Annotated in this window: 20 protein-coding genes; 17 read left to right on the top strand and 3 right to left on the bottom strand. The window is 36.9% G+C overall.

The features are described 5' to 3' along the window. Positions 1-1,102 precede the first annotated feature (1,102 nt). Entirely contained in the window at positions 1,103-1,879 is a 777-nt protein-coding gene (locus ACIQ7N_RS04450; RefSeq protein WP_248716605.1) for a CsxC family protein, read from the top strand. 624 nt (positions 1,880-2,503) lie between these two features. Here the strand turns inward: ACIQ7N_RS04450 and ACIQ7N_RS04445 are convergent. Beyond that, complete coding sequence (locus tag ACIQ7N_RS04445; RefSeq protein ID WP_402930485.1) at positions 2,504-3,409, bottom strand: LysR family transcriptional regulator; 906 nt, start codon at positions 3,407-3,409, stop codon at positions 2,504-2,506. Between the two features lie 132 nt (positions 3,410-3,541). Between ACIQ7N_RS04445 and hpaI the strand changes: the two genes are divergently transcribed. The 16 genes from hpaI (at position 3,542) to ACIQ7N_RS04365 (ending at position 22,422) form a co-directional block, all read left to right on the top strand. Next, on the top strand, positions 3,542-4,468 hold the full coding sequence (hpaI, locus tag ACIQ7N_RS04440) for a 2,4-dihydroxyhept-2-ene-1,7-dioic acid aldolase (protein ID WP_402930484.1): 927 nt from the start codon (positions 3,542-3,544) through the stop codon (positions 4,466-4,468). A 70-nt stretch (positions 4,469-4,538) separates the two neighbouring features. Next, positions 4,539-6,056, top strand: a complete 1,518-nt coding sequence (gene hpaE, locus ACIQ7N_RS04435; protein ID WP_402930483.1) for a 5-carboxymethyl-2-hydroxymuconate semialdehyde dehydrogenase — start codon at positions 4,539-4,541, stop codon at positions 6,054-6,056. 27 nt (positions 6,057-6,083) lie between these two features. Next, entirely contained in the window at positions 6,084-7,556 is a 1,473-nt protein-coding gene (gene hpaB, locus ACIQ7N_RS04430; RefSeq protein ID WP_402930482.1) for a 4-hydroxyphenylacetate 3-monooxygenase, oxygenase component, read from the top strand. 26 nt (positions 7,557-7,582) lie between these two features. Then, positions 7,583-8,566 (top strand): 3,4-dihydroxyphenylacetate 2,3-dioxygenase, encoded by a 984-nt coding sequence (gene hpaD / locus ACIQ7N_RS04425; RefSeq protein ID WP_402930481.1) that lies wholly within the window; start codon positions 7,583-7,585, stop codon positions 8,564-8,566. Positions 8,567-8,589: 23 nt separating this feature from the next. After that, the gene (locus tag ACIQ7N_RS04420; protein WP_402930479.1) at positions 8,590-9,063 is read left to right on the top strand and encodes a flavin reductase family protein; all 474 of its coding nucleotides are present in this window, start codon (positions 8,590-8,592) and stop codon (positions 9,061-9,063) included. Positions 9,064-9,084: 21 nt separating this feature from the next. Further along, positions 9,085-9,981, top strand: a complete 897-nt coding sequence (locus ACIQ7N_RS04415) for a cytidyltransferase (RefSeq protein WP_402930478.1) — start codon at positions 9,085-9,087, stop codon at positions 9,979-9,981. Positions 9,982-10,014: 33 nt separating this feature from the next. Continuing rightward, positions 10,015-11,457 carry an aldehyde dehydrogenase family protein gene (locus tag ACIQ7N_RS04410; protein WP_402930477.1) on the top strand — a complete coding sequence of 481 codons (1,443 nt, stop codon included), beginning with the start codon at positions 10,015-10,017 and terminating at the stop codon, positions 11,455-11,457. A 63-nt stretch (positions 11,458-11,520) separates the two neighbouring features. Beyond that, positions 11,521-11,874: a DUF485 domain-containing protein gene (locus ACIQ7N_RS04405; RefSeq protein ID WP_248716596.1), complete on the top strand. Its 354-nt coding sequence runs from the start codon at positions 11,521-11,523 to the stop codon at positions 11,872-11,874. 4 nt (positions 11,875-11,878) lie between these two features. Next, entirely contained in the window at positions 11,879-13,435 is a 1,557-nt protein-coding gene (locus tag ACIQ7N_RS04400) for a solute symporter family protein (RefSeq protein ID WP_402930476.1), read from the top strand. 327 nt (positions 13,436-13,762) lie between these two features. Continuing rightward, positions 13,763-14,521 carry a fumarylacetoacetate hydrolase family protein gene (locus tag ACIQ7N_RS04395; RefSeq protein WP_402930475.1) on the top strand — a complete coding sequence of 253 codons (759 nt, stop codon included), beginning with the start codon at positions 13,763-13,765 and terminating at the stop codon, positions 14,519-14,521. A gap of 34 nt (positions 14,522-14,555) precedes the next feature. Next, the gene (locus ACIQ7N_RS04390; protein ID WP_402930474.1) at positions 14,556-15,344 is read left to right on the top strand and encodes a fumarylacetoacetate hydrolase family protein; all 789 of its coding nucleotides are present in this window, start codon (positions 14,556-14,558) and stop codon (positions 15,342-15,344) included. A gap of 13 nt (positions 15,345-15,357) precedes the next feature. After that, entirely contained in the window at positions 15,358-15,744 is a 387-nt protein-coding gene (locus tag ACIQ7N_RS04385; RefSeq protein WP_132356870.1) for a 5-carboxymethyl-2-hydroxymuconate Delta-isomerase, read from the top strand. A gap of 179 nt (positions 15,745-15,923) precedes the next feature. Beyond that, positions 15,924-17,384: an aldehyde dehydrogenase family protein gene (locus ACIQ7N_RS04380; RefSeq protein ID WP_402930581.1), complete on the top strand. Its 1,461-nt coding sequence runs from the start codon at positions 15,924-15,926 to the stop codon at positions 17,382-17,384. Positions 17,385-17,842: 458 nt separating this feature from the next. Beyond that, positions 17,843-18,661 carry a helix-turn-helix domain-containing protein gene (locus tag ACIQ7N_RS04375; protein WP_402930473.1) on the top strand — a complete coding sequence of 273 codons (819 nt, stop codon included), beginning with the start codon at positions 17,843-17,845 and terminating at the stop codon, positions 18,659-18,661. Between the two features lie 759 nt (positions 18,662-19,420). Next, entirely contained in the window at positions 19,421-20,818 is a 1,398-nt protein-coding gene (locus tag ACIQ7N_RS04370; protein ID WP_402930472.1) for an APC family permease, read from the top strand. Between the two features lie 224 nt (positions 20,819-21,042). After that, positions 21,043-22,422, top strand: a complete 1,380-nt coding sequence (locus tag ACIQ7N_RS04365) for an aminotransferase family protein (RefSeq protein ID WP_402930471.1) — start codon at positions 21,043-21,045, stop codon at positions 22,420-22,422. A gap of 354 nt (positions 22,423-22,776) precedes the next feature. Here the strand turns inward: ACIQ7N_RS04365 and ACIQ7N_RS04360 are convergent, their stop codons facing one another. Both ACIQ7N_RS04360 and ACIQ7N_RS04355 read right to left on the bottom strand, forming a co-directional pair. Further along, positions 22,777-22,935, bottom strand: coding sequence for a YjcZ family sporulation protein (locus tag ACIQ7N_RS04360; protein WP_402930470.1), 159 nt, complete (start codon positions 22,933-22,935; stop codon positions 22,777-22,779). Positions 22,936-23,341: 406 nt separating this feature from the next. Beyond that, entirely contained in the window at positions 23,342-23,968 is a 627-nt protein-coding gene (locus tag ACIQ7N_RS04355; protein WP_402930469.1) for an exosporium glycoprotein BclB-related protein, read from the bottom strand. Positions 23,969-24,485 lie beyond the last annotated feature (517 nt).

Raw genomic sequence — 24,485 nt, 5'->3', positions numbered from 1 at the left:
TAAGCGCGGAAGAAGGTGAAAACGGTGCACGTCATATCTAAAATGGTGAACGCCCTTTCAAAAAACAAAAATATGAGCAGATGAGCTTATTTTAAGATAACAATGATGAGCATATGAAAGATTTTTTGTTCAATAAAAGGGGGTATTTTCCGTTTATGTATACTATTTATCTAGCTTGTTGGATATATTTCTTAGAATTTCATTTTGTTCCTTCTGCAAGCTGTTTTGTTCCTCCAGTAAGCTAATGAACTTATTTAAAAACCAAATTCCAAAGGCGAATGGAGCAAGAAAAAACAATAATGACATAATTCTTACAAACCTCCTTTTGGTAATTGTACCACAAAAATCAAGAATTTTAGAAAAAAAGGGTGAATCAATCGTGGCAGAAAGATATTACCCTTTTGAAAACGGGTATTAAGATGACTCAAAACTTTAAAATAATTGAATATAAGTGATGGTGCTAAAATGCTAGCTGCTAATAATGCCAAAAAAGCGATTATGTATTATTTCACCGGTTATAAGGATGATATACAAACAGATGATATTTGTAGACATAGTGAAATCAACTAAAAGAGTTAGTTGACGTTGACTTTGAAAAAAACATAAAACTTATGACGAGGATAGAAAAGGAAGTATTGGGCAAAGTTATTAGATTTTGTTAACGGATGTTTTGAGAGTAAACCGATTGTATTGGTAACACCAAACTACTGAACGCTATGAAATATAAGATTTGGAGGATCGTTATGAGATTACATTGATTTAAGACTGGGCTTTTGTATGTCCTCCATCCAAAAACTTAAGCTCTTTAATCTTGTAGTATAAACACGGTTCCAGCATTTTCATACACTAAAATCTTTCTTCGTAATATTGCTTCTACTTTTGACTATTATTTTTTTGAAATTCTTCAGTTAAAAAGGTAACTAAACATAAAACTAGATTAACTATGGTGAGTATCTAGCATTTTGATGTACATTCTAAAATATCCCTTTTTTAAAATAAGAAAAAACTAGTATACACGTCTATACATAGAATTAACCGCTACATATTCTAGCAATATAGAGAGCGCTCTCTAATACTAAACAAATGAAAAGAGGGAATTTTTTTGAGTGATCCATTAGATTTTCAAGTTAATCAAGTTGAACCTTGTCCAGTAACATCAACAGAACAAATTCCATTAACTACTGAAGTTACTCCAATAGTCGCTACACCGTTAGTGACGCCAACTGTTAAAGTTCCGGTTGTACTTGCAGAACCAACACTTCAAATTGCTGTGGAGGCGGATATTACGCTTACTCCTGCAGCAACTGAAATCAAAAGAGTGAAAAAAAATGTATTCCTAAATCAAGTGAAACTAGTGCCTGTTGCTTTTGCACGTATTGGCACTACTGACTTTTTTGCGGTAACAAGAGCTAAATTATTTGTAGCAGGACATATTCGTAAAAATATAGAATATGCTACAGCAGCATGTAACGCGGCACTCCAAGATAGAATTGCCGATGTTCCGTTTTCAGGTTTTACAGACCTTACGTTCCCACAAACACTTGGAGGCCCTACTCCGATTTTAGGAATTTCTGAGTTTGCCGAAGCGAACTTCCTTAATGAAACTACACAAATGGATGCTCGATTGGATAAAGCATTCTTCCAAAATCTAGTTAAATACAATGAACAACCATTTGGCGAGTTAGTAGCTGCAAACTTCTTTGAACTTGATTTTTCACCGGTTATGGCAACACCAGAAGGCACTTTCGACACATTACGTGAAAAAATCGTGCTAGAGCTTACAGTAAAAGTACTGCAAGTTCAACAAATTCGTCTTGGAGCAGGCACTAGTGTTATAACTCCTGTTCTTACAGGGCTTACTCCTCCAGTTAGTCCATAATAATTTCTAGTTTATAGAGGAGCAGAACATATAAAAAACGCAGTTAAACTGCAACAAAATGTAATCAAAAAAACAACCCTGTAAATCAAATGGATACTAATAAAAATCACATATTTGAGTTGGCAGTTGAAAATGCGGCTGGATCTGATTTTCAACTGCCTTTTTGTCATTTAATAACGAAAATGTATTAGCTGGTGTGTAATTAAGGAAGGCTGGAGGGTTGCAAAAGGGCATCTTTCAACAGTTTTCCGAAAAAAACTTACAGAACAAACAATAAAAAGATTTCTTCATCAGAACAATCGATTTCAATTACCATTCATACGCAACAATGTTGAGTGAAAGTGGACAACCTATAAAAACTGTCCAAAATAGATAGGACACAGCAAATCAGCAAAAACTACTGAAAACCGCTACGTCCATTTAACTCAAAAGATGGCAAGAGATGCTGCAGATATGTTTGATTCCATTGCAAAAGATTTATAAATTGTTAGCGCAATTTTAAAACGGCGGCAATTACCATCATACTAGAAAAGAAGTCAAAAGAGATCATTGTCTTATTTTTGACTCCGCAATATATATATAAGTAACGTGTGAGTATTAAAAATTTGAAATGATTTATTTGCGTCATTCTACTTGTGAAAAATTTAAACTGTATTCCCTCTTAAAAGTTTCAATAAATTTAACAGCACTTTTTGAAATGTAACGATCCTTCAACCAGATAACGGCCGAATCTGATTGAATACGAAGTTCTTCAAGCTCCAATATTTTTAGGCCATTCATAGAAAATGAACGTAAGACAGACCTTGGAAGTAAAGAAGCACCGACACCTTCTCTTACTAGGGACATTATCATATCAGCGTCTGAACATTGACAGACAATGTTTGGTTCATAGTGATATTTTCTACAAGCTTCTATAACCAGTTCGTATTGACCAACACCCTTTAAACGTTGTAGCAACATTAGGGGCATTCTTGAAAGTTCTTCTAGTCTTATTGTATTTTCATAATTCCACGTCTCAGGGATAACAGCTACAAAATGGTCTGGAGGTAATGGCAGTGAAGATAAGTCGTCAGATTCTGATTCAAAAGGTAATCGGACTATCGCAACCTCAATATGCCTATTCCTTAAATCTTGTAATAATCGATAAGTATCTCCTTCGTATAAACGAAATGTAACGTTTGAATACTTTTCTCGGAAAAAACGAATGCGTTCAGGTAGGTAAGAAAAGCATGTTTTTACAGATCCAATTGATAAAGTACCCTTAAGACCTTCTCCTACTTCTTTCACTTCCATAATTGTTTCATCAATCTGACTTAACAGATTGGTAGCTCTTTTATACAAAACTTTTCCTGCTGGTGTTAGTTCTATATTCTTTCCATTTCGTACGATCAAACGAGTACTAAGTTCTTCCTCCAGCGCTTTTAGCTGTTGACTAAGGGGGGGTTGGGCCATATGTAATTTCTTTGCTGCTCTAGTGATTTGCCCTTCTTCAACAATAGTGGCAAAGTATCGCAATTGTCTTAAATCCATGAAACTCCTCCTTAGAAAGCATATTTATTTTATATACGTTACAAACATTTTAAATATTTTAAATATTTCAAACTTAATGATACATTATTTTTGAAAGCGATTCCATGAAAAGGTAGAAAAGGGGAAGATATAATGTCTAGAATTCGAGAAGCTAAAGAAAGTATAAAAGGTTCGATTGCACCAGTTATTACACCATTCAAAGAAGATGAAAGCTTAGATTTACAGACATTTAAAAATTTAATTAACTGGCAAATAGAAAGTGGGAGCCATGGTATTTCGGTAACCGGGACTTCTGGGGAGCCTAGTTCTCTAACGATCGAAGAGAGAGAGCTTGTGATGGAAACTGCAAGTAAAACGATTAACGGACGAGTTCCATTTATACCAGCAACGGGATCTGTTAATCATAATGAAGCGCTTCGACTAACTAAGGCTGCTCAAGAAATGGGTGCGGATGCAGCGATGGTCATTGTTCCATACTATAACAAGCCTTCTCAGCAAGCTTTATATAAACACTTTAAAGCTATTGCCGATACCGTGGATATTCCGATTATTATCTATAACATTCCTGGAAGAACAGGGGTGAATATGGAAGTAACAACAATGGCTCGACTCGTTGAAGATTGCCCGAACATTATTGGTGCCAAAGAGTCAAATAAAGATTTTGAACATGTCAATCGGGTGCTGTTGAATTGTGGTAGAGATTTCAGTCTATTCTCAGGAATTGAACTTCTTTGCTACCCAATGTTAACAATCGGAGGAAAAGGTTCTATTAGCGCCACAGCAAATGTTGCGCCAGCGAAAGTAGCAGAAATGCACAATGCTTGGGAGGAAGGCGACGCTGAAAAAGCTTTAAATCTTCATTATGAATTGATGACATTAAATGATGTGTTATTCAAAGAAACGAACCCAGGACCAGTAAAAGCAGCGCTGGGCATGATGGGTAAAATTACGCCAGTTTTACGTAAGCCAATGGATTTACCATCTGAGGCACTTCAAAGCGAGATTCGTGAAGTTTTAAATCAATATGGTATGTTATCAAATGCGATTGTCACTAAATAATCATTCAAAATCTAAAAAATTCTCTTACTCCTCGTTACAGGAGTAAGAGAAGAATGGGGAGTGTAATAACATGCAAGTTCAAGTATCTGAGAGTCAAAAAAATCACGAACACAAGCAAGTAGCAAATGTAAAACTTTATATTAATGGACAGTTTGTCGACAGTCAATCAGGTGCTTCTTTTGAAAATAAAAATCCATTTACCAATGAAATAAATAACTATATCGCTGAGGGACGTGAAGCGGATATAAATCAAGCTGTTCTTTCTGCAAAAGAAGCGTTTGTGAATGGTCCGTGGGGCAAGATGAAATTGACAGAAAGAATGAATTATATTAATAGAATTGCAGATATCATCGATGAGGAGATTGAGGAAATTGCTTTTTTAGAATCATTAGACACAGGTTTGCCAATTAGCCAAACAAGAAATCAAACCGCACGTGCTGCAGAAAATTTCCGTTTCTACGCACGAATGGTGGAGACAAAATTGCATGGCGAATCTTATCCAATGGATGGTGAATTCATTAATTATACAGTGTATAAACCATTAGGTGTTATAGGGTTAATTACGCCATGGAATGCCCCATTCATGTTAGAGACTTGGAAAGTAGCGCCTGCATTAGCAACTGGCAATACAGTCGTCCTAAAACCAGCTGAACTTTCACCATTGACTGCAAATAAATTAGCTGAAATTATTCATAAAGCTCAAGTTCCGGATGGCGTCTTTAATATCGTTCATGGCTTTGGAGAAACAGCAGGGGCTGCTCTTGTTGCTCACCCAGATGTGAAAGCGATTTCATTTACAGGTGAAACGACTACAGGCTCCACTATTATTAAAAACGCTGCGGATACTTTAAAGAAAACATCGATGGAGCTTGGTGGGAAATCACCTTTAATTGTATTTGATGATGCAGATCTTGAACGAGCTCTAGATGCAGCAATATGGGGGATTTTCTCTTTTAATGGGGAACGTTGTACATCCAATTCTCGCGTATTCTTGCATAAAAATATTAAAGATCAATTTGTAGAAAAATTAAAAGCACGTGTCGCTAACATTAAAATAGGTGACCCAATGGATTCGTCAACTGAGCTTGGTCCGCTAATTGAAAAAGGTCACTACAACAAAGTAAAAAAATATATAGAAATCGCTAAACAAGAAGGTTGTGAAGTAGTTCAGGGAGTGGTTCCGGAAAAGGTAAAGGCAGGTAATTTTGTACCACCGACACTTTTATTGAATGCCAAAAATGACATGAGAGTATGTCAGGAAGAAATTTTTGGTCCCGTTATGGCCGTAATCGAATTTGAAACAGATGAAGAAGTACTTCATATGGCGAATGACGTATCTTACGGACTAGCTGGTTTTGTATGGACAAAAGATTTAAAACGAGCACATCGTATGGCGGATGCTATTGAAGCAGGTATGCTTTGGATTAACGCTCAAAACGTACGAGATCTTCGAATTCCATTTGGCGGTATGAAAGATAGTGGAATTGGAAGAGAGGGTGGGCATTACGCAATGTTTGAATTTTATACAGAACCAAAGGTAATCCATGTTGCTATAGGTGACCATCATATTCCGCAATTTGGGAAGTAAACAACTATTTTTTTAGGGGGAAACAATATGCCAGCAAAAACAGGAGAGCAATATATTGAAAGAGTTGATAATGCACAGGCAAATATATGGATTGATGGCAAACGCGTAGAAGGGAAGATTTCTGAACATCCAGCTTTTAAAGGAGTTATGAAAACTCAGGCAGAACTTTACGATTTGCAACATGATCCAGACAAAAAGGATTACATGACATATGAATCTCCGACAACTTGTGAACGGGTTGGTACATCTTTTATGCAGCCAAAAACAAAAGAAGATTTAGTGATGCGTCGCAAAATGATGCAAGAATGGGCGAAATATAATGGTGGCATGATGGGGCGTTCCCCTGATTACATTAATGTTGGGATGATGGCGTATGGTTCAGCTGCAGAAATGTTTGGAAAACAGGATTCCATCTATGCCGAAAACATGACCAACTACTACGAGTATTGCCGTGAAAATGATTTATCTTTAACACATACGTTGATTCAGCCGCAAGTCAATAGGGGAGTTAACTCAGCACAGCTTCCAGATCCGTATATTGCAGCAAGGATTAAAGAGAAAACATCCGAAGGGGTCGTTATTAAAGGGGCAAGATTACTTGCTACGCAAGGTGGTATTACCGATGAAATCATGGTATTCCCATCTACTCTGTTAAAACAATCAGCTGAAGAAAATCCATATGCGTTTGCATTTTCTATTCCTAATAACACACCGGGCTTGAAATTTATTTGTCGAGAATCTTTTGATTATGGTAAGTCTCATTTCGACCATCCACTAGGATCTCGCTTTGAAGAAATGGATACCATTGTTGTGTTTGATGATGTTGTCGTTCCGTGGAATCGAGTCTTTGCCCTTGGTGATGTGAATGTGTGCAACCAAGCCTACAATGAAAGTAATGCAGTTGTTCATATGACACATCAAGTTGTATCAAAAAATATCGCGAAAACAGAGTTTGTCCTTGGTATTCTTCAATTAATGGCAGAGACAATTAATATTGGCCAATACCAACATATACAGGAGAAAATCTCTGAAGTAATTATTGCACTTGAAACGATGAAAGCATATGTCGTTGCTGCCGAAGCAAATGCAAAAGTGGATAGATGGGGGACTATGACACCAGATTTTGCACCGTTAAATGCAGCACGTCATTACTTCCCGAAAATTTACCCTCGCTTTACAGAAATTATGCAATTAATGGGGGCAAGTGGCTTAATGGCAATCCCTTCAGAATCAGACTTCCATTCCGAAATTCGCCCGGATCTTGATAAGTATTTACAATCAGCCACTGGCGATGCTTATGATCGTGTGAAACTTTATCGTTTGGCATGGGATGTATGTATCAGTTCATTCGGTACCCGACAAACACTTTATGAGCGCTTCTTCTTTGGTGATCCAATTAGAATGGCAAGTACGCTTTATAACGGGTATGACAAACAGGAATATGTTGATCGTGTGAAGGAATTTTTGAATCGATCAGAAGCGTTAGTTAAAAATAACTAATTAATCGACTAAGGGAGATGAGGAGTATGGATTTCAATATCATTCGAATTGCCAGAACGGTTATAAACGTCAAGGATTTAGACCGTTCAAAAGATTTTTATGTAAAAGCGCTCGGCATGATTGAAACGGAAACAAAGGATGACTGTGTTTATTTGAGAGGACTTGAAGAACATACACACCACAGCTTAGTTCTTAAAAAGTCCGAGACGTTAGGGGTACACGCACTCGGTTACAAAGTAGCAAAAGAAGAAGATCTTGACCGTCTAGCTGAATTGTTTCAAGCAAAAGGCTTAAAAACAAAGTGGCTTAAGGAAGGTACTCAGCATGCTCTTGGACGTGCACTGCATGTACATGATATTTCAGGGATGCCCCTTGAATTTTTCTGCAAAATTGAAAAAGCCGAGCGCTTACTTCAGCGCTACGATTTATACAGCGGTGCCCGAATTCAGCGAATTGACCACGTAAACTGTGCTGTACCGGATGTAGAAAAAGCTTATAACTTCTTTATCAAAGAGCTAGGTTTTGCATGTTCTGAATATACAACGATAGAAGATGGAAGTATCTGGGCTGCGTGGCTTCACCGCAAACAGACTGTACATGATCAAGCCTTTATGAACGGAGATGGTCCGCGTCTTCATCACTTTGCTTACTGGCTACCTGATCCACTTGCTCTCATTCATTGCTGCGATGTTTTAGCTTCACTTGGCTATTCAGAGAACATAGAAAGAGGGCCAGCACGCCACGGCTTATCCAATGCATTCTTCTTGTATTTAAGAGATCCAGATGGATACCGCATTGAGCTGTATAACGGAGATTACTTAACAAGTGACAATGACTTCGAGCCAATTCGATGGGATTTAAATGACCCACGTCGTCAAACATTATGGGGTGCAAAAGCACCGGACAGTTGGTTTAATGAAACATCTCCGTTTTTAGATATCGAAACCAATGAACAAATTCAAGCCAAGGCACCAAATCTTGCACAGCGCAAACCAGAACTGGTTATTTAAATAAAAAGAATGGAGGAATTTTAATGGATGATCGTACATTTCGAGATGCGATGGGTAAATTTGCAACCGGTGTAACCGTTATTACAACAGACATTGATGGAGAGCCTCATGGCATGACAGCAAATGCCTTCATGTCAGTGTCGCTAAATCCAAAACTCGTACTAATATCGATTAAAGAAAATGCAAAAATGCTCGATAAAATTAACCGCTCCGGTAAATTTGCGGTAAATATTTTATCAGAAGACCAGCAAGAAATTTCTATGTTATTCGCTGGTCAGATCAAAGAAAAACGTGAACCTGAATTTGACCGCCTAAACGACATCTCGGTAGTAAAGGATGCGCTAGCAAATATTGTGTGTAATGTATATGGAAAGCAAGTAGCTGGTGACCATACGCTGTTCCTTGGAGAAGTAGAAAATATTGTCCTTCGTGAAGGAAATCCTCTGACATTCTTTGCAGGGAAATATGGCCAGATTACTGCACCGCAACTAACTTAACATAAAAGGGGAGGGCAAACGATGGAGACGGTTTATATCAAAAGTTCAATGGATCAATCAACATGCACTGAAATGGAAGCTTGTGTTTTGGCTCTCGGTTTTTTTGATGGCGTTCATATCGGTCATCAAAAAATTCTTGAAACAGCAAAACAAATTGCTTTGCAAAAACAATGCGCCTTTGGTGTTATGACGTTTTATCCGCACCCAAAAGATATACTCTTTCCTCATATGGAGCCGATGACTTATTTAACTCCGCTTCCTTTGAAAGAAGATCGATTTGAAAAGCTGGGGGTTGAAAAATTATTTGTTGTTGAGTTTAGCCCTGAGTTTGCCCGTCTTTCTCCTAACGATTTTGTTGAACAATACATTATTGGACTTGGATGTATACATGTTGTAGCAGGCTTTGATTATCATTATGGCTATAAAGGACTCGGTAATATGAAAACGTTAGCGGAGTATAATCCCGGAAGTTTGGGTGTAACGACTGTTCCAAAAATCCAACATTCTGATGAAAAAATTAGTTCCACAGCAATCCGAAAATTGCTTGATGAAGGTCATGTGCAAATGATTCCTATGTATCTTGGTGATTATTATGAAATTAATGGGGAAATGAATCAAAGTTCTCTTTTTTACAAAAAACATCAGTTTCTTAACTTAATAGTAAAAAAGAGATACCGAATGCCTAAACCTGGTATTTACCATATTCAAGTTGAAATAGATGGTACTCATTATGAGGGAACTTGCCACCAAATAGCTAGTAATGAGCAACACACTTCATTGTTAATACAATTAAAAGATTGTTCTGTATTCCCATATAAGAAGCGGATAAAGGTAAAGTGGCTAAGCTATAAATATGGCAAGCAGAATGAGTCATACGGCATGAATGAATACATGAAAAAAGATGAGCTAGTGATCTAATTAATAGTAGGCTATAACAGAAAGGAGTAGACTATGAATTTAAAAGTACAAGCAAGACAGAAAAACTTATATATTGATGGTCAATGGCAAGAAGCCACTGAACAGGCATCTCTAACATCTCCATATTCTGGAGATGTTATTGCATATATTCCTAAGGCTAATGACAAAGAAGTGAATGAGGCAATTGAAGCTGCAGTTCGTGCAAAAACAGTCATGGCGAAAATGCCAGCTCACGAACGTGCAGCTATTTTGGAACGTTTGGTAGTTTTGTTAGAGAAGCGTTTAGATGAAGCGGCAGAAATTATCGCTTTAGAGGCAGCTAAACCAATTGCTACTGCAATCGAAGAAGTGAAACGGACAATACAAACGTATAAGTTTGCAGCTGAAGAAGCAAAGCGAATTCATGGAGAAACACTTCCATTGGATGCTGCACCAGGTGGAGAAAAACGAGTAGCATATACGGTGCGTGAACCTATTGGGGTTATTGGAGCGATTACTCCATTTAATTTCCCGATGAATCTAGTTGCCCATAAAGTAGGTCCTGCCATTGCCGCAGGAAATACAATTGTATTAAAACCAGCAAGTCAAACGCCACTATCTTCTTTCTTTTTAGCAGAGTTGTTACAGGAGGCTGGTTTACCGAATGGAGCTCTTAATGTGATTACTGGAAGCGGAAGAGTCGTGGGGGATAAAATCGTGACCGATGATAGAATTGCAGCCATTACATTTACCGGAAGCCCAGCAGTTGGGATTGGTATTCGAAACAAAGCAGGACTGAAGCGTGTGACATTAGAACTGGGTTCAAATGCAGCGGTTATTATTGATGAAGGGATCGATATAGATACAATTATTAATCGTTGTGTGAAGGGAGCCTTTTCCTTTCAAGGTCAAGTATGTATATCATTACAACGCATTTATATACATGAAAGTTTGTACGAAACATTTGTGCAAAAATTCGTTGAAGCAACTCAACAACTCAAAATTGGTGACCCTTTAGATCCACGTACGGATGTTTCAGCGCTTATTTCAAAAGAAGATGTAGAACGTACTTTAGATTGGATTCATGAGGCGACACAACATGGGGCAGAAGTAGCAACTGGGGGAATCGCCAAAGGAAATATTCTATTGCCAACGGTCCTATTAAATGCAGCGTCTTCTTTAAAAGTTTCGTGTCAAGAAGTGTTTGCTCCAATTGTTATCATCAATAAAGTTCAAGCAGTAGAGGAAGCAATTGAACAAGTAAATGATTCGCGATATGGTCTTCAAGCAGGGATTTACACGGATAATGTTCATACAGCGTTAACTGCAGCTGAAAACCTTCATGTTGGAGGCGTAATGATTAATGATATTCCAACGTTTCGTGTAGATAACATGCCTTATGGTGGTGTGAAGGAAAGTGGAATGGGAAGAGAAGGAATAAAATATGCTGTAGAAGAAATGACCGAGCTAAAACTAGTGGTTTTTAATAGAAATTAAAAATGGAAGAATTAGAAGCATGTAAGAACCCTATTGAATTATTAGGAAAGAGGTGCTATCAATTTGGAGCTAGTAAAAGAACAGCGTAGTGTAAAAAAAGACATCGAACAACAAGATAACAAACAAATAGATTATGACAAAATTTCCACTTCAGAGGATTTTAAACAACTACTTTTAGATAAGAAAAAGTTTATTATTTCATACACAATTTTTTATTTGGCTTATTCACTAGCTTTACCATTCCTAGCCTTGTTTACAAATATATTAAACGTTCAAGTAATAGGAGACATTACGTTGGCGTGGATTTACGGTATTTCAATTATCTTTATGTCATTTGGGGTATGCAGTGTTTATGTAAAGAAGTCTGCTGAATTTGACGAAAAAGTAAAGCAAATCATAGTAAAAGAGGGGCTGTAGACATATGGGATGGGACATTATTCTTCTTTTTGTACTCATGTCAATAGGGGTACTTTTTATTACGTACTATGCTTCCAAAAAAACAAAAACGGCAGGTTCTTTTTATACAGCTGGAGGTGGTCTGACTGCTAGGCAAAATGGACTTGCTTTAGCTGGAGACTTTATGTCTGCATCTACCTTTTTAGGGTTAATTGGAGCCTTTTCTTTAACGGGATATGACGGATTTTTCCTCATGTACGGTGCCCTCGTTTCGTTTCTTGTCATTTTATTTTTAGTTGCTGAACCATTAAGAAATCTTGGAAAATATACGTTAGGTGACATGATTACTGCTCGATTTAAGTTTAAACAAGTACGAGGTGTAACGGCCTTCAATACAATTATTATTTCAGTTTTTTATATGCTTGCACAGCTCGTTGCTGCAGGAGCTTTATTCAAATTATTATTAGGTATTCCGTATAATATTTCAGTCCTTATTGTTGGTGTGGCTATGTTAGCTTTTGTTTTATTTGGAGGAATGACCGCAACAAGCTGGGTTCAAATTATTAAAGCTATTCTTTTAGTAGGTGGAACCTTTATTATGTTTGTCATGGTTATGTGGAAATTTAATTTTAATTTTATTGGCATTTTTACAGATATGAAAACCGCCACTCCTTTTGGAATTGATTTCTTAAATCCAGGTTTAAAATATAAAAACGGTTGGGATGCTGCTTCTTTAACACTTGGGCTCATTCTTGGGACAGCAGGTCTACCCCATGTATTAGTTCGCTTTTTAACTGTACCTAATGCTCAGGTAGCCAGAAAGTCAGTTGTTTGGCTTATGTGGATAATGGGCATGTTCCACATTATGGTCATTTTCCTTGGGTTTGGCGCAGCGAAGCTAGTTGGAACTTCGAGTATTATAGAGGCTAACTCAGCAGGGAATATGGCAGCGCCATTATTAGCAAAGTATATTGGCGGAGATTTTATGTTTGCTTTCATTTCTGCGGTTTCTTTTGCTACTATTCTCGCAGTGGTTGCTGGAATTGTAGTTACGGGAGCAACAGCATTTTCCCATGACTTTTATAACGAAATTTTAAAAGACGGGAAAGCAACTGAAAAACAGCAAATGTTTATGGTACGTCTTGCTTCGATTGTCATCACTGCTATCGCCATTGCCTTATCACTATTTTTGCAAAATTTTAATGTTGCCTTTGTAGCCTCAATCGCTCTTACATTAGCAGCGAGTTCGAATTTACCAGTTATTTTATTAACTATTTTTTGGAGAAAGTTCAACAAAACGGGAGCAATCTTTGGGATGCTTATAGGATTAATTAGCACGATTGGTCTAGTAATGGTAAGTCCAAATGTTTGGAACCCAGAACCAGGTGTAGCCCTATTTACTGGTCATCCTATTTTCCCTCTAGCATCACCAGGAATTCTTTCGATACCGTTAGGTTTTTTAGGCTGCTATATTGGTACCCTTATAGGGGCCCGTAAGTCAAAAAATGCAGCAGATAATTTTCCAGAAATTATCGTTAAGTCAAATATAGGTAATGATGTTAAAGGTGTAGTTAATCATTAGTGATCGTTTTACAAGTTCAATAAGATGAAATAATCATCAGAAAAATTTACGAGTTTATCTTCATTCGCAGAAGACTCCCACCTCTATAGGTGGTGAGATGAATGCGATTTTGGTACCTTTGCAGTGGGTGTCCAAACACCTGCTGAAATAGAGGAACCCAGGCTAAGAACTTCACATCCTGTGAAAACGCCTGAGTGACCAACATCGTGTTGGCCTAAAGCCTCCGGCGGATGTCACGGATTTTCAAAGGAATGAATTGTGCTGGCACAATTCAAAATCCGGACGCTAATTACGCCAAGGCGAAATTGATAAGAGGAGTGAATCGTTATGAGTAAGGCAATTATTAAATTTAGTGAAGCCCTTCACACAAAAGAGGTGGAAGTAGATCCTCAAAGCAATACAATTATTCTCGGTGATAGAAATATACCAGTAGGGCAGTCTTCTTTGGAGGCGCCAATTTCGGGTACAGTTTATGGGGCTTTATTAAATTATAGTGGCGAGCTTAAGGCATTAGGTTCATCGTTAACGAAAGAACCTTATAACCAGCCTCCTAAAACGCCTGTCTTATATATAAAACCAGTGAACACCATTACTGGATTTAAATCTTCCATTCCATTACCCAAGGATACATCACATCTGCAAATAGGTGCCTCACTAGGCATTGTCATTGGGAAAAAGGCTACTCGTGTAACAGAAGAAAAAGCTTTAGATCATGTATTAGGATACACCATTGTAAATGATGTAAGTATTCCACATGAGAGTTTTTATCGACCAGCTGTTAAACAAAAAGCGAGAGATAACTTTTGCCCTGTAGGTCCATGGATTATTGAACGCGATGCAATCTCTGACCCTAATAAGTTAACGATTACTGTATTCGTTAATGATGTATTAAAACAAAAGAATACAACGGCCAATTTAATTCGTCCTGTATCACAGTTGATTTCTGAAATTTCGGAATTTATGACGCTGTATGAGGGAGATGTTTTGCTAGTTGGGGTACCTGAAAATCCTCCGCTTGTGAAAGAGGGAGACCTGGTACGAATTGAAATCGATGGAATCGGTTATTTAGAAAATCCAGTTAAATGAGAATCTCATTGTTTGGTAAAGGAGCGCGATTATTATGAAACATGCACGTGTAGTATTTCAGGATGTTATTCATCACGCAATTGAAACAAATGATGGTCACCTGAAACTAGATAATGGACAAATTGTTTCTGAAGAGGAAGTTGTCTGGCTACCACCTGTACAACCTAGAACCGTTTTTGCTTTAGGACTAAATTATGCAGACCATGCAAAGGAACTTGCTTTTCAAGCACCAACAGAACCTTTAGTTTTTCTAAAAGGCCCTAATACTTTTATTGGTCATCGAGGTCAGACTTACCGACCAGCTGAGGCTACCAATATGCATTATGAATGTGAACTTGCAGTTGTCATTGGTCGTTCCGGGACAAACATTAAACAAGAAGACGCTTATGATTATGTAGCAGGATATACCGTTGCAAATGACTATGCCATCCGTGATTATTTAGAAAACTATTATCGTCCGAACTTAAAAGTAAAGAATAGAGATACTTGTACACCAATCGGTCCATGGCTAGTCGATGCAAAAGATATTAAAGATCCTATGAACCTTACTTTGCGTACTTATGTAAATGGAAAAGTGACGCAGGAAGGCACAACGAAAGATATGATTTTTAGTATTCCGCAATTGATTGCGTATTTAAGTAGTTTTATGACATTAAATAAAAACGACATTATCCTTACAGGTACGCCTGAGGGCTTAGTTGATACAAAGGTAGGGGATCAAGTCATTACTGAAATTGAAGGTGTGGGACGACTAGTAAATACTATTATTAGTGAAAAACAGTTCTTAAGAACAGAAAGTGAGAACGCCATTTTTAGTCAGTGAAAGGGATGAAAACATGCCGCATTTTATTGTTGAGTATACCGATAACATAAAGAAAGAAGCAGACATTCCAAATTTGCTAAAAAAAGTGAACGATGTTTTGATTAGCCGTAGTAATCTTTTTCCGACTGGAGGCATTCGATCAAGAGCAATTGAACTTCAAGATTACCGAGTAGCAGATGGAGCAGAAGATGATGCATTTGTTCATGCTATTTTAAAAATTGGGGCGGGAAGATCTGCTGAACATAAGAAAGAAACTTGTGACGAACTTTTCGAAGTAATAAAGGATCACTTTGCTGATCTATATACTAGTCGATATCTAGCATTATCGATGGAATTGATTGAATTCAGTGAGGAAGGAACATATAAATATAACAATATTCATAAGCGTTTTAAAAAGTAAGAAGGCAGTTAGCCCTATCTAGTTTTGTTTTAATTATCATTTGATAATGGTAGTTCCGCTTTTTACAATAAAAAACAATTAACAGCACCTACAATTTAGGTTACATCGCGTTAAGTATAGATTTTATTTCAGGAAGGGGACTTTAAATGACAAAAAACCAGGCTTTAGATGTGAACTGCATGGAATGGGCAAGTACACTAAACAAAAGTTATATTGGGGGTCAATGGGTAGAGGGGCGGAGTAAAAGAACGTATGCAATAAAGGATCCATATGATCAATCGACTATTACATCTGTAGAATTAGCGAATGTTGAGCAAATAAAAGAAGCATATCATAAGGCAAAAGCTGCACAAAAGAAATGGGCTAAATCTACTCCAGAACAAAGAAGAGAGGTTTTAACGAAAGCATTAGACTATTTAGAGAAAAATAAAGAATATATTTTGGATTTAATTACACGGGAAACAGGTGGAACATTACTTAAAGCTCATATTGAGTTTGGCTTCGGGGTTAGTGACATTAAAGATTCTATTAATATGGTAGATGAAATATACACACCCAAAAATTATGCATCTACTACACCAGGAAAGGTTAGCCGTGTATATCGATTACCTTTAGGTGTTATTACGTCCATCACACCTTTTAACTTTCCTTTTAACATGGCAACAAGAACAATTTTCCCTGCCATTGCTCTCGGGAACAGTGTTGTTCATAAGCCGGATCTCCAAGTTGGAATAGTTGGTGGGCAAGTTTTTGCAAAGGCTTTCGAAGAAGCAGGGCTTCCTGCTGGAGTGTTTAATTCAATTTTAACCGATCTTCAAGAATCAGGAGATGAATTCTTGTTAAATACGAATTCTTCGTTTATCAGTTTTACAGGATCAACTGCAGTAGGAAAACATATTAATAAGGTAACAGGCGGAACATTAAAACAAATGGCATTAGAACTAGGAGGCAATAATCCTTTAGTAGTTTTAGGAGATGCCGACGTAGAACAAGCAGTGAGAGTCGCCATCTTCGGAAAATTTTTGCATAGTGGCCAAATCTGTGCGATTACAAACCGAATTATTGTTAATCGAGATATTTATGATGAATTTGTTGCTAGATACGTAGAAAAAGTAAAGGGATTAACAGTAGGAGACCCCAAGGACCCTAACACAATTATTGGACCTGTTATAAATGAAAAACAAGCTGATAAAATTATGGATTTAGTTAATAAAGCAAAGGAAAGTGGATTAAAAGTTGCCGTAGAAGGTGACCGTACAGGGAATGTTATTTCCCCATTTGTATTTGTTGATGTACCTAATGATTCATGTCTTGCATCTTGTGAAATCTTCGGTCCTGTTGCACAAATTATTCCGGCCGAAAATGATGAAGAGGCCATTCGTTTTGCGAATGACACGGAATATGGATTATCCTCTGCCATTATAACTAGTGACTTAGAAAGAGGAGAAAAATTAGCTCTTGAGATCGAATCTGGTACAACACATATAAATGATATGCCTGCAGTGTTAGAAGGAAATGCTCCATTTGGTGGAGTGAAACAAAGTGGAATTGGGCGTTTTGGATATGAATGGATTGTAGATGAGTTTACTGTTGCGAAATGGGTATCTGTACAGACGAGTAAATTAGATTATCCGTTTTAGGATGACAGCAAGATTCTAATTTAGATTTGAAGATATTTCTCAATAAAGCATAAAACGTTCATAAACCTGTTGTTAGAAAAGCCTGTAACCTTGAGTGGATAAGGAATACAGGCTTTTAAATTAGTGATCGATAATGTTTATGAATGGGAAAAGCGCTCTTAATAGCTGTTTTAAAATTTTCCCGCTAAAAAATTAGAAACTATGGGGGAGGATGATTAATTATCTAAATTTTCCGACAGTTCTGTTGATTATTTTTCCTTTTTTTATTACACTAATTTACGAACGTTCGTAAAGAGGTGGCATATGAAATCTCTACTAAGTAAGAACAAGTTAGGTAATCCAAGAAGAAATTTCTGTAAACCGTTGATTCAGCTGTTATTCGATTAACCGAGGAAATTATCACATATTAAGCATCGATTTGTAAGCGTTTACGAATTTGTATTAAAGGTGGTATAAAATTGATTAATCCTTTAAATTCGAAAATAATTAGTTACTTGCCGTCTCAGCCTGACTTTGAATTTCAGACAGATTACTATACTGAACAAAAAGTTAGAATGAAACCAAATCAACCATCTATTCTGTTTTACCAATTTAAAATGGGAGGGGTAAGTAATCGAATTTCTGTTATCCCGGATGGGTGTATCGATATTCTCATTAATTGTGATCAGCATTACGGAAATATTTGCGGAAGCGTTACTAAAAGTAGAGTGATTAACCTTGTCCCAAACAGTACATACTTTGGTATTCGTTTTCTGCCATGCCTAGATATTAAGAAACTAAAATTCGGTATAAAAGACCTTATAAATAAAGAAATTTCCTTAAATGAAATGTTTCCTGTAAATACGAATATTTTAGAACGGGTAGTAACCGATGAAAGTTTTATGGAGAGAGTCAATATATTCAATGAAATATTGGAAAGCCAAATTTTTGAGATTGATAAATCATCAAAACTAATAAAACAAGCATTATATAATATATACGTGACAAGAGGTAATATTACCATAACTCAACTTGCAGAAGAAGTAGGATATTCAACTAGATATTTAAGAAAACAATTTGAAGACCATATTGGTATTTCCCCAAAATTATTTAGCCAAATAGTAAGATTCCAATCATCCCTAAATATGCTTCTGAGGACAACCCACTATACGTTAAATGATGTTATTCATGAGAATGGTTATTATGACCAAGCCCATTTAATTCATGAGTTTCGAAATTTTGGATGCATGACACCTTATCAATTAACCGGACAAAAAAGTTGCCTGAAAACAAGCTAAATAATGTTTGTAAAGCTAAAGAGGTGGGATATAACAAATAACTCTTTGCGAAAGCCGAATTCTTTCAAATAAATGAAGGAATATATTTAGAAAACCCGAACAATGGCAAAACACCGTATGCGTGTCTTGTAAATTTGTTCGGGTTTTACTTTAGTAGTTAAAATACTATTGTCCCTGCCCCTTTTTTAAGTACATTCAATAAGCGCATAGTTGAAGAATTAGTGGTTAAAAATTTGGAATGTTCCGATTTTTACAATATCAAATTATTATAATCTGATAATCTGTAATTACTATAAAGAGTGCTTATTTTTCTTACTACAGTTCAAAGGAAAAATCGGCAATCAACAAAACAAAAGAGGGGAGTCAGATAAAAGACGAAATACGAACTGTTTATTAGTGGTAATGGGTTCAGGTTGTGTTAGGCAGAACGTAAATGCCGTATTACCCGAGGCCTAACCAGAAGTTGTGGACCTTACAGACAAAGCTGCTAGGAAAGCTTTAGGCGGATGCCTTGGAAAGAGCAAACGACACTGTTTAGGGCGCTAGCATTTGGGGTTTGGATCAAAATGAGTTAAAGTGTGTCATCGAATGGCCCGTGTTATAAAAGTAGAAACAGTTAGTATACAGTTTTTTAAACCATGCAACATCTTTCAAAGGGATGAAACAAATGGTTTCGGACGTGATGTAGGAGTGCCGGCTATGGACAGTTAGACAAAGCATACCTGAATTGGTATGGAGGGTAAATAACAAAATTATAATATGCCAATGGGGGTAGGGATTATAGAAACACAAAAATCAATAGAGAACATTCAAATTTTATCAGATGGGCAAAGTCTAAAAAGAAGTTTAAAAATGCGAGATTTAGTTATTTTTGGTCTTGGCTTTATGGCACCAGTTGCAGCGATGTCAATGTTTGGAATTATCACATTGGTATCACAGGGCCATTCTGTCCTGTCATATGTTCTTGGTTTTGTTGCAATGTTATTTACGGCGTACAGTTTCGGTAAAATGGTTGAAGCTTACCCAGTTGCAGGCTCAACCTATACCTACGCCCATAAAGCGCTACACCCTAAAATAGGATTTATAGCTGGATGGGGAATGCTCCTAGATTATTTGTTGATACCTATGCTAACTTTTTTGATCAGTGCAAGTTTTGCAAACGCCCTTGTACCAAGCATCCCGGTTTGGGGTTGGGTTCTCATCTTCGCTATCCCAATCACGTTTGTAAATATAATTGGCATTGATATAGCTACTAAGTTGAATTCAGTTTTAGTGCTCCTCATGATTATCGCGGTGATTGCCTTCGTTGTCAGCGCAAGTCACTATATTATAATGGGTGATTTAACTTTAATAAACTATAAGGCAATTTATGATAGTGAATCATTTTCAATAGGAGCAGTTATAGGCGGGGCAGCTATTGTTATTGTCGCTTACTTAGGTTTTGATGCTATTACAACCTTGGCTGAAGAGACGAACGTAGGGGGGAATAAAATTGGTTTGGCCATCTTGTTTACCTGTGTCATTCAAACGGTATTTTATGTTTCCGTAACTTATTTAGCAGTGATTCTTGTAGGAAACTATTTAGCTATTGATAATCCCGACACAGCCTTCTTCAACGTTTTAGAGACTATAGGGGGAGGGTTCCTTCAGACGTATATTACACTTACGATTATCGCATCTGGAATTGCAAGCGCCTTAGCTAGCCAATCAGCTTCAAGTCGTCTGCTTTTGGGGATGGGACGTGACAATGTCATCCCTCAAAAATTTTTTAGCTATATCCATCCAAAGTATAAAACACCGATTAATAATATTTTATTAATGTCAATAATCGGAATTATTGGTGCAGTATCTTTGAATTTGCAAATTGTATCCGACTTAGTTGCATTTGGTGGATTATTAGGATTTGCTTTCGTGAATATTTGTGTAATGAATCATTACTATTTAAAAAATAAGCAAAAAAATATCGTTAAATATTTGATTATTCCGTTAATTGGAATGTCGGTTTGTCTTTATATCTTGTGGGGGCTTTCAACAGCCGGAAAAATGGTTGGATTTATTTGGATGGGAATGGGTGTTTGTTATTTAGCGATAAGATCTATGTATTCAAAAGAATCCAAGAAACTCTTAACAGATATAGAAGGGCAAAATATTAGTTAAATAAAGTAACAATCTTCTACCCATTCAGAAAATATCGTGAGCAAGGAGAGAGACACAAAGGAAATAAAAAAATGTGGCTATTTATATACCCTATTGAGAGCCTGCTAGAGGATGAAAACGTAACTTCAATTAGTAAAACAGTAGCTCTATTCTTGGAAAAAATTTATTGATATCGCAACTTAGGAATGCTTCATTATATTTGTCTATTAAAGGAGGAATAAAATATGCAATACGTTACAAAGCGAAAAAACCTAAGTAAATTGGAATTATCAGAACTTGATAAAAAACATTATTTGCATCCAACTACACCACCGAGAGCCCATTATTTATCAGGGCCTTCAACAATCTTTACAGAAGGTAAAGGAATTTATCTGAAAGACATAGAGGGGAAAGAGCGTATTGATGGGGTTTCGATGCTTTGGAATGTTAACCTTGGCTATGGGAATGAAGAGCTTGCTGAGGCAGCAAAACAGCAGATGTTAAAACTTTCTTACAGCTCCTCATTCAGCGGACAATCCAATGAACCCGCTATCCTTTTAGCACAAAAAGTGGCCTCATTAGCACCTGGTGATCTGAATGTTTGCTTCTTCACATCGGGAGGCTCGGAATCTAATGATACAGCATTTAAACTGGCCCGTTTTTATTGGAAAGTAAAAGGCCAGCCAGAGAAAACTAAAATTATTTCTCTTGAACAATCATTCCATGGGGTTACAGTAGGTGCCACAAGTGCTACCGGAATCGAGGGATTCAACAAATTTACGACTTCCAATGCTCCGAACTTCCTTACAGCTGCAGCGCATGTTTTGAATGCAGAACTTGGTGACAAAAGTGATCCAAATTACTCGCGTTCGATTCGTGGGATAATTGAATCAGAAGGATCCGACACTATAGCCGCTGTCATTTTGGAGCCAATCCAAGGTGCAGGCGGGGTAAGATTCCCTCCTGACGGATACCTTCAAGCTGTTCGCAAACTTTGTGACGAACACAACATTTTGCTTATTGCAGATGAGGTGATTTGTGGGTTTGGAAGAACCGGAAAGACCTTTGGTGTAGATAATTGGAACATTGTTCCGGACTTTTTATGTGTTGCAAAAGGAATCTCAAGTGGCTACGCTCACCTAGGTGCTGTAATTATGAGAGAGCATGTAAGAGAAGCATTTATTCAATCAGATGAAATGATGTTCCATGGATTCACCTATAGTGGACATCCGATGGCTTGCGCGGTTGGCTTAAAGACACTTGAAATATTAGAAAGAGATCAAATTATTGAGAATAGTAGGCTTCGCGGTGAAGAGTTATTAAAAGGACTTAAGTATCTCGAAAGCAATCATAAACATATAACGAATGTCAGAGGACTTGGTCTACTGGCCGGTATTGAGCTAATTAAAGATCCTGAAAACGGCATCCCATTTGCTCCTTCGGTACATGCCGCAGCTCTATATACTGATATATGCATGGACTTAGGGCTGCAATTACGTTACTTCGATTGGAAGGGAACAAATACAGTTGCTCTTGCTCCACCGCTTATTATTACAAGCCAACAGGTTGACGAGATTATTAACAGAATGTCTGAGGCTCTTAAAAGGTTCGAAAAACAAATTTAATTCACCCTAGCAAAAGCTAATAAAACTATCTCAAGAATAACAGATAATAGAAGTTGATCATTATTCAATTATAGGACACTTTTCCTGAGTATAGGAGTGTCCTTTTTCATGTATTTTATAAATACAAGATTCAGTAATTTATTATTACCCATGATTTGATCCTTCCAATATGCGCGTATGAGAAAGACTCACCTCGGACAGCATAAATTCTAGATTAATAGAGTTGCCAGTAATGGTCATGTAAACATCGACTATGTTAATGCATAGACATAAAAAGTAACAAACGATAAAGGGTCACTAGGCAGGAAGCGACCCTTTAAAGAGGTGAGAAAGACTAATAGTTTTGTAAGGATGCTAACAGTTTTCATTATTTATGAAAGTAGCGCCGATAATAATTAGAAGAATAAATAGAACAACAATCAGCGCAAATGATGAACCGTAGCCACGGCCATAGCCACCATAACAGCCACAGTAATAATTATTAAAATTACCTACGTTTCCATAGTATCCCATAATAAAATCCTCCTTTCTACACTATATAATATGTAGGCTGTAGCGAAGGAGTGGGGTTTTCATCCAGTCATAATAGGCATTAAAAATTTATCAAGCAAGTAATATTTTAGTGGGGTACGACAATAAAAAAGGTCACTTGGGATTGGAGTGACCCTTCACACTAAAGGAGGATAATTGCTTTACATTACTATTACTATGAAGGAAAAGTTATTTTGCATAGTGAATAGCCTGAGAAATATATTAAAAATAAACACTGTAATGAAAGAAGATACTGTAGCTTAGCTTCTGCTGAAAGAAGGTAAATTTCTTATTTATATTATCTGAAATCGCAGCACCCAAGCCACTAATATAGGAATGGGGATAGCATATTCATTTGTAAAACTTCCACTTCATCCAATTAGAAATTTTAAACAATATTAATTCCTGCACTTGCAGTACCAAGAATAAGGTCAACGGTAGTATCTCCTGGTAACGAAGAAATATAAAATACCATTAATAATTGGTCACCTGGAGCTACTGGTACTGGTGGAATATTAGCGGATGCAAATACTAAAAGACCTAAAGGTATAGGTTCTGTAATTGTTGGAGCTAAATCAACGCTAGCACTTGTACCTGTAAAACTATTACTTCCTATAGGGGCACGAAAAATTTGAGCACGGATTGTTACAGATCCTGATTCAACCTGTCCCCCTAATGCAGTATATGAAGCTGAAATAGTAGTAATATTTCCTGCACGTGGGACGGTGAAGGCTTCAGTTAAAAGTCCAGTTAAATTAATTGTATTATTTGCAATAGGTACAAGGTCTATAGCAGTACCAAACCCTATAAGACTAGCAAGATTATTGCCGAGTATATTTTCAACTACAGTTTGTGTATTTCCAGAGGAAAAAGGAATGATTGAACCGCCGCTGTTTTCTTCGCCGTTTTCGATTTCCGAAATTATACAATTAAAATTTTTAGCCACAAACGGTCCAAAGTTATCACATTCTTTTCTAGTTGATAAACAATTACAATTATCTTTATTAATACACATAAATTTTTCTCCTTTCATCGCTATGATATGTCCGAGAAAGTACGGGAAAAGGGCTATTAACTTGATAATAATATTGTTGTAATGCATCTCTTGCGGTAGGTTATACCGAATTAAATGAACATGAAGATGCCTCTGTAGTTACTACTTTGTTATTTGTAGGGGCATAAGAATGTTGAGCGATTCTGAGAATAAAGCGCACAGAGAACGTCCAGTAAAAATACACAGACATATAAAACTCCATATAGGATTTTCAAGAGCTACTCCAAACAGTGGCCATTTTCTAACAGCCATATTGAAATTAGAGTGATGGTCTTCCACAATCTAAAAATAATAGACGGGTATTTTAGATAATTGGCTACTTTGGTAAAGTATCTTTATACTGAGAATTAGTATTTATGTAGAAAGGTTTGGTTTTGTGATAAAGATACTTCCTGCAAGAGGGGGCTACAGCGTCTTAGAATGGTATTTCCTTAAAGCGCAGTTTTTCGTAAATAAAATGAAGACCCCTTTTTTCCAT

The organism is Lysinibacillus sp. NPDC095746 (assembly GCF_044763535.1).
In the GTDB taxonomy this organism is placed as follows: domain Bacteria; phylum Bacillota; class Bacilli; order Bacillales_A; family Planococcaceae; genus Lysinibacillus.
Note: the sequence above shows the minus strand (reverse complement) of the source record. Positions and strands in the feature narration are given on the sequence as shown.

Excerpts from the sequence above, each read along its gene's own strand:
- ACIQ7N_RS04445 (WP_402930485.1), bottom strand. The coding sequence starts at position 3,409 with ATGGATTTAAGACAATTGCGATACTTTGCCACTATTGTTGAAGAAGGG.
- hpaI (WP_402930484.1), top strand. The coding sequence starts at position 3,542 with ATGTCTAGAATTCGAGAAGCTAAAGAAAGTATAAAAGGTTCGATTGCA.
- hpaE (WP_402930483.1), top strand. The coding sequence starts at position 4,539 with ATGCAAGTTCAAGTATCTGAGAGTCAAAAAAATCACGAACACAAGCAA.
- hpaB (WP_402930482.1), top strand. The coding sequence starts at position 6,084 with ATGCCAGCAAAAACAGGAGAGCAATATATTGAAAGAGTTGATAATGCA.
- hpaD (WP_402930481.1), top strand. The coding sequence starts at position 7,583 with ATGGATTTCAATATCATTCGAATTGCCAGAACGGTTATAAACGTCAAG.
- ACIQ7N_RS04420 (WP_402930479.1), top strand. The coding sequence starts at position 8,590 with ATGGATGATCGTACATTTCGAGATGCGATGGGTAAATTTGCAACCGGT.
- ACIQ7N_RS04415 (WP_402930478.1), top strand. The coding sequence starts at position 9,085 with ATGGAGACGGTTTATATCAAAAGTTCAATGGATCAATCAACATGCACT.
- ACIQ7N_RS04410 (WP_402930477.1), top strand. The coding sequence starts at position 10,015 with ATGAATTTAAAAGTACAAGCAAGACAGAAAAACTTATATATTGATGGT.
- ACIQ7N_RS04400 (WP_402930476.1), top strand. The coding sequence starts at position 11,879 with ATGGGATGGGACATTATTCTTCTTTTTGTACTCATGTCAATAGGGGTA.
- ACIQ7N_RS04395 (WP_402930475.1), top strand. The coding sequence starts at position 13,763 with ATGAGTAAGGCAATTATTAAATTTAGTGAAGCCCTTCACACAAAAGAG.
- ACIQ7N_RS04390 (WP_402930474.1), top strand. The coding sequence starts at position 14,556 with ATGAAACATGCACGTGTAGTATTTCAGGATGTTATTCATCACGCAATT.
- ACIQ7N_RS04385 (WP_132356870.1), top strand. The coding sequence starts at position 15,358 with ATGCCGCATTTTATTGTTGAGTATACCGATAACATAAAGAAAGAAGCA.
- ACIQ7N_RS04380 (WP_402930581.1), top strand. The coding sequence starts at position 15,924 with ATGGAATGGGCAAGTACACTAAACAAAAGTTATATTGGGGGTCAATGG.
- ACIQ7N_RS04370 (WP_402930472.1), top strand. The coding sequence starts at position 19,421 with ATGCCAATGGGGGTAGGGATTATAGAAACACAAAAATCAATAGAGAAC.
- ACIQ7N_RS04365 (WP_402930471.1), top strand. The coding sequence starts at position 21,043 with ATGCAATACGTTACAAAGCGAAAAAACCTAAGTAAATTGGAATTATCA.
- ACIQ7N_RS04360 (WP_402930470.1), bottom strand. The coding sequence starts at position 22,935 with ATGGGATACTATGGAAACGTAGGTAATTTTAATAATTATTACTGTGGC.
- ACIQ7N_RS04355 (WP_402930469.1), bottom strand. The coding sequence starts at position 23,968 with ATGTGTATTAATAAAGATAATTGTAATTGTTTATCAACTAGAAAAGAA.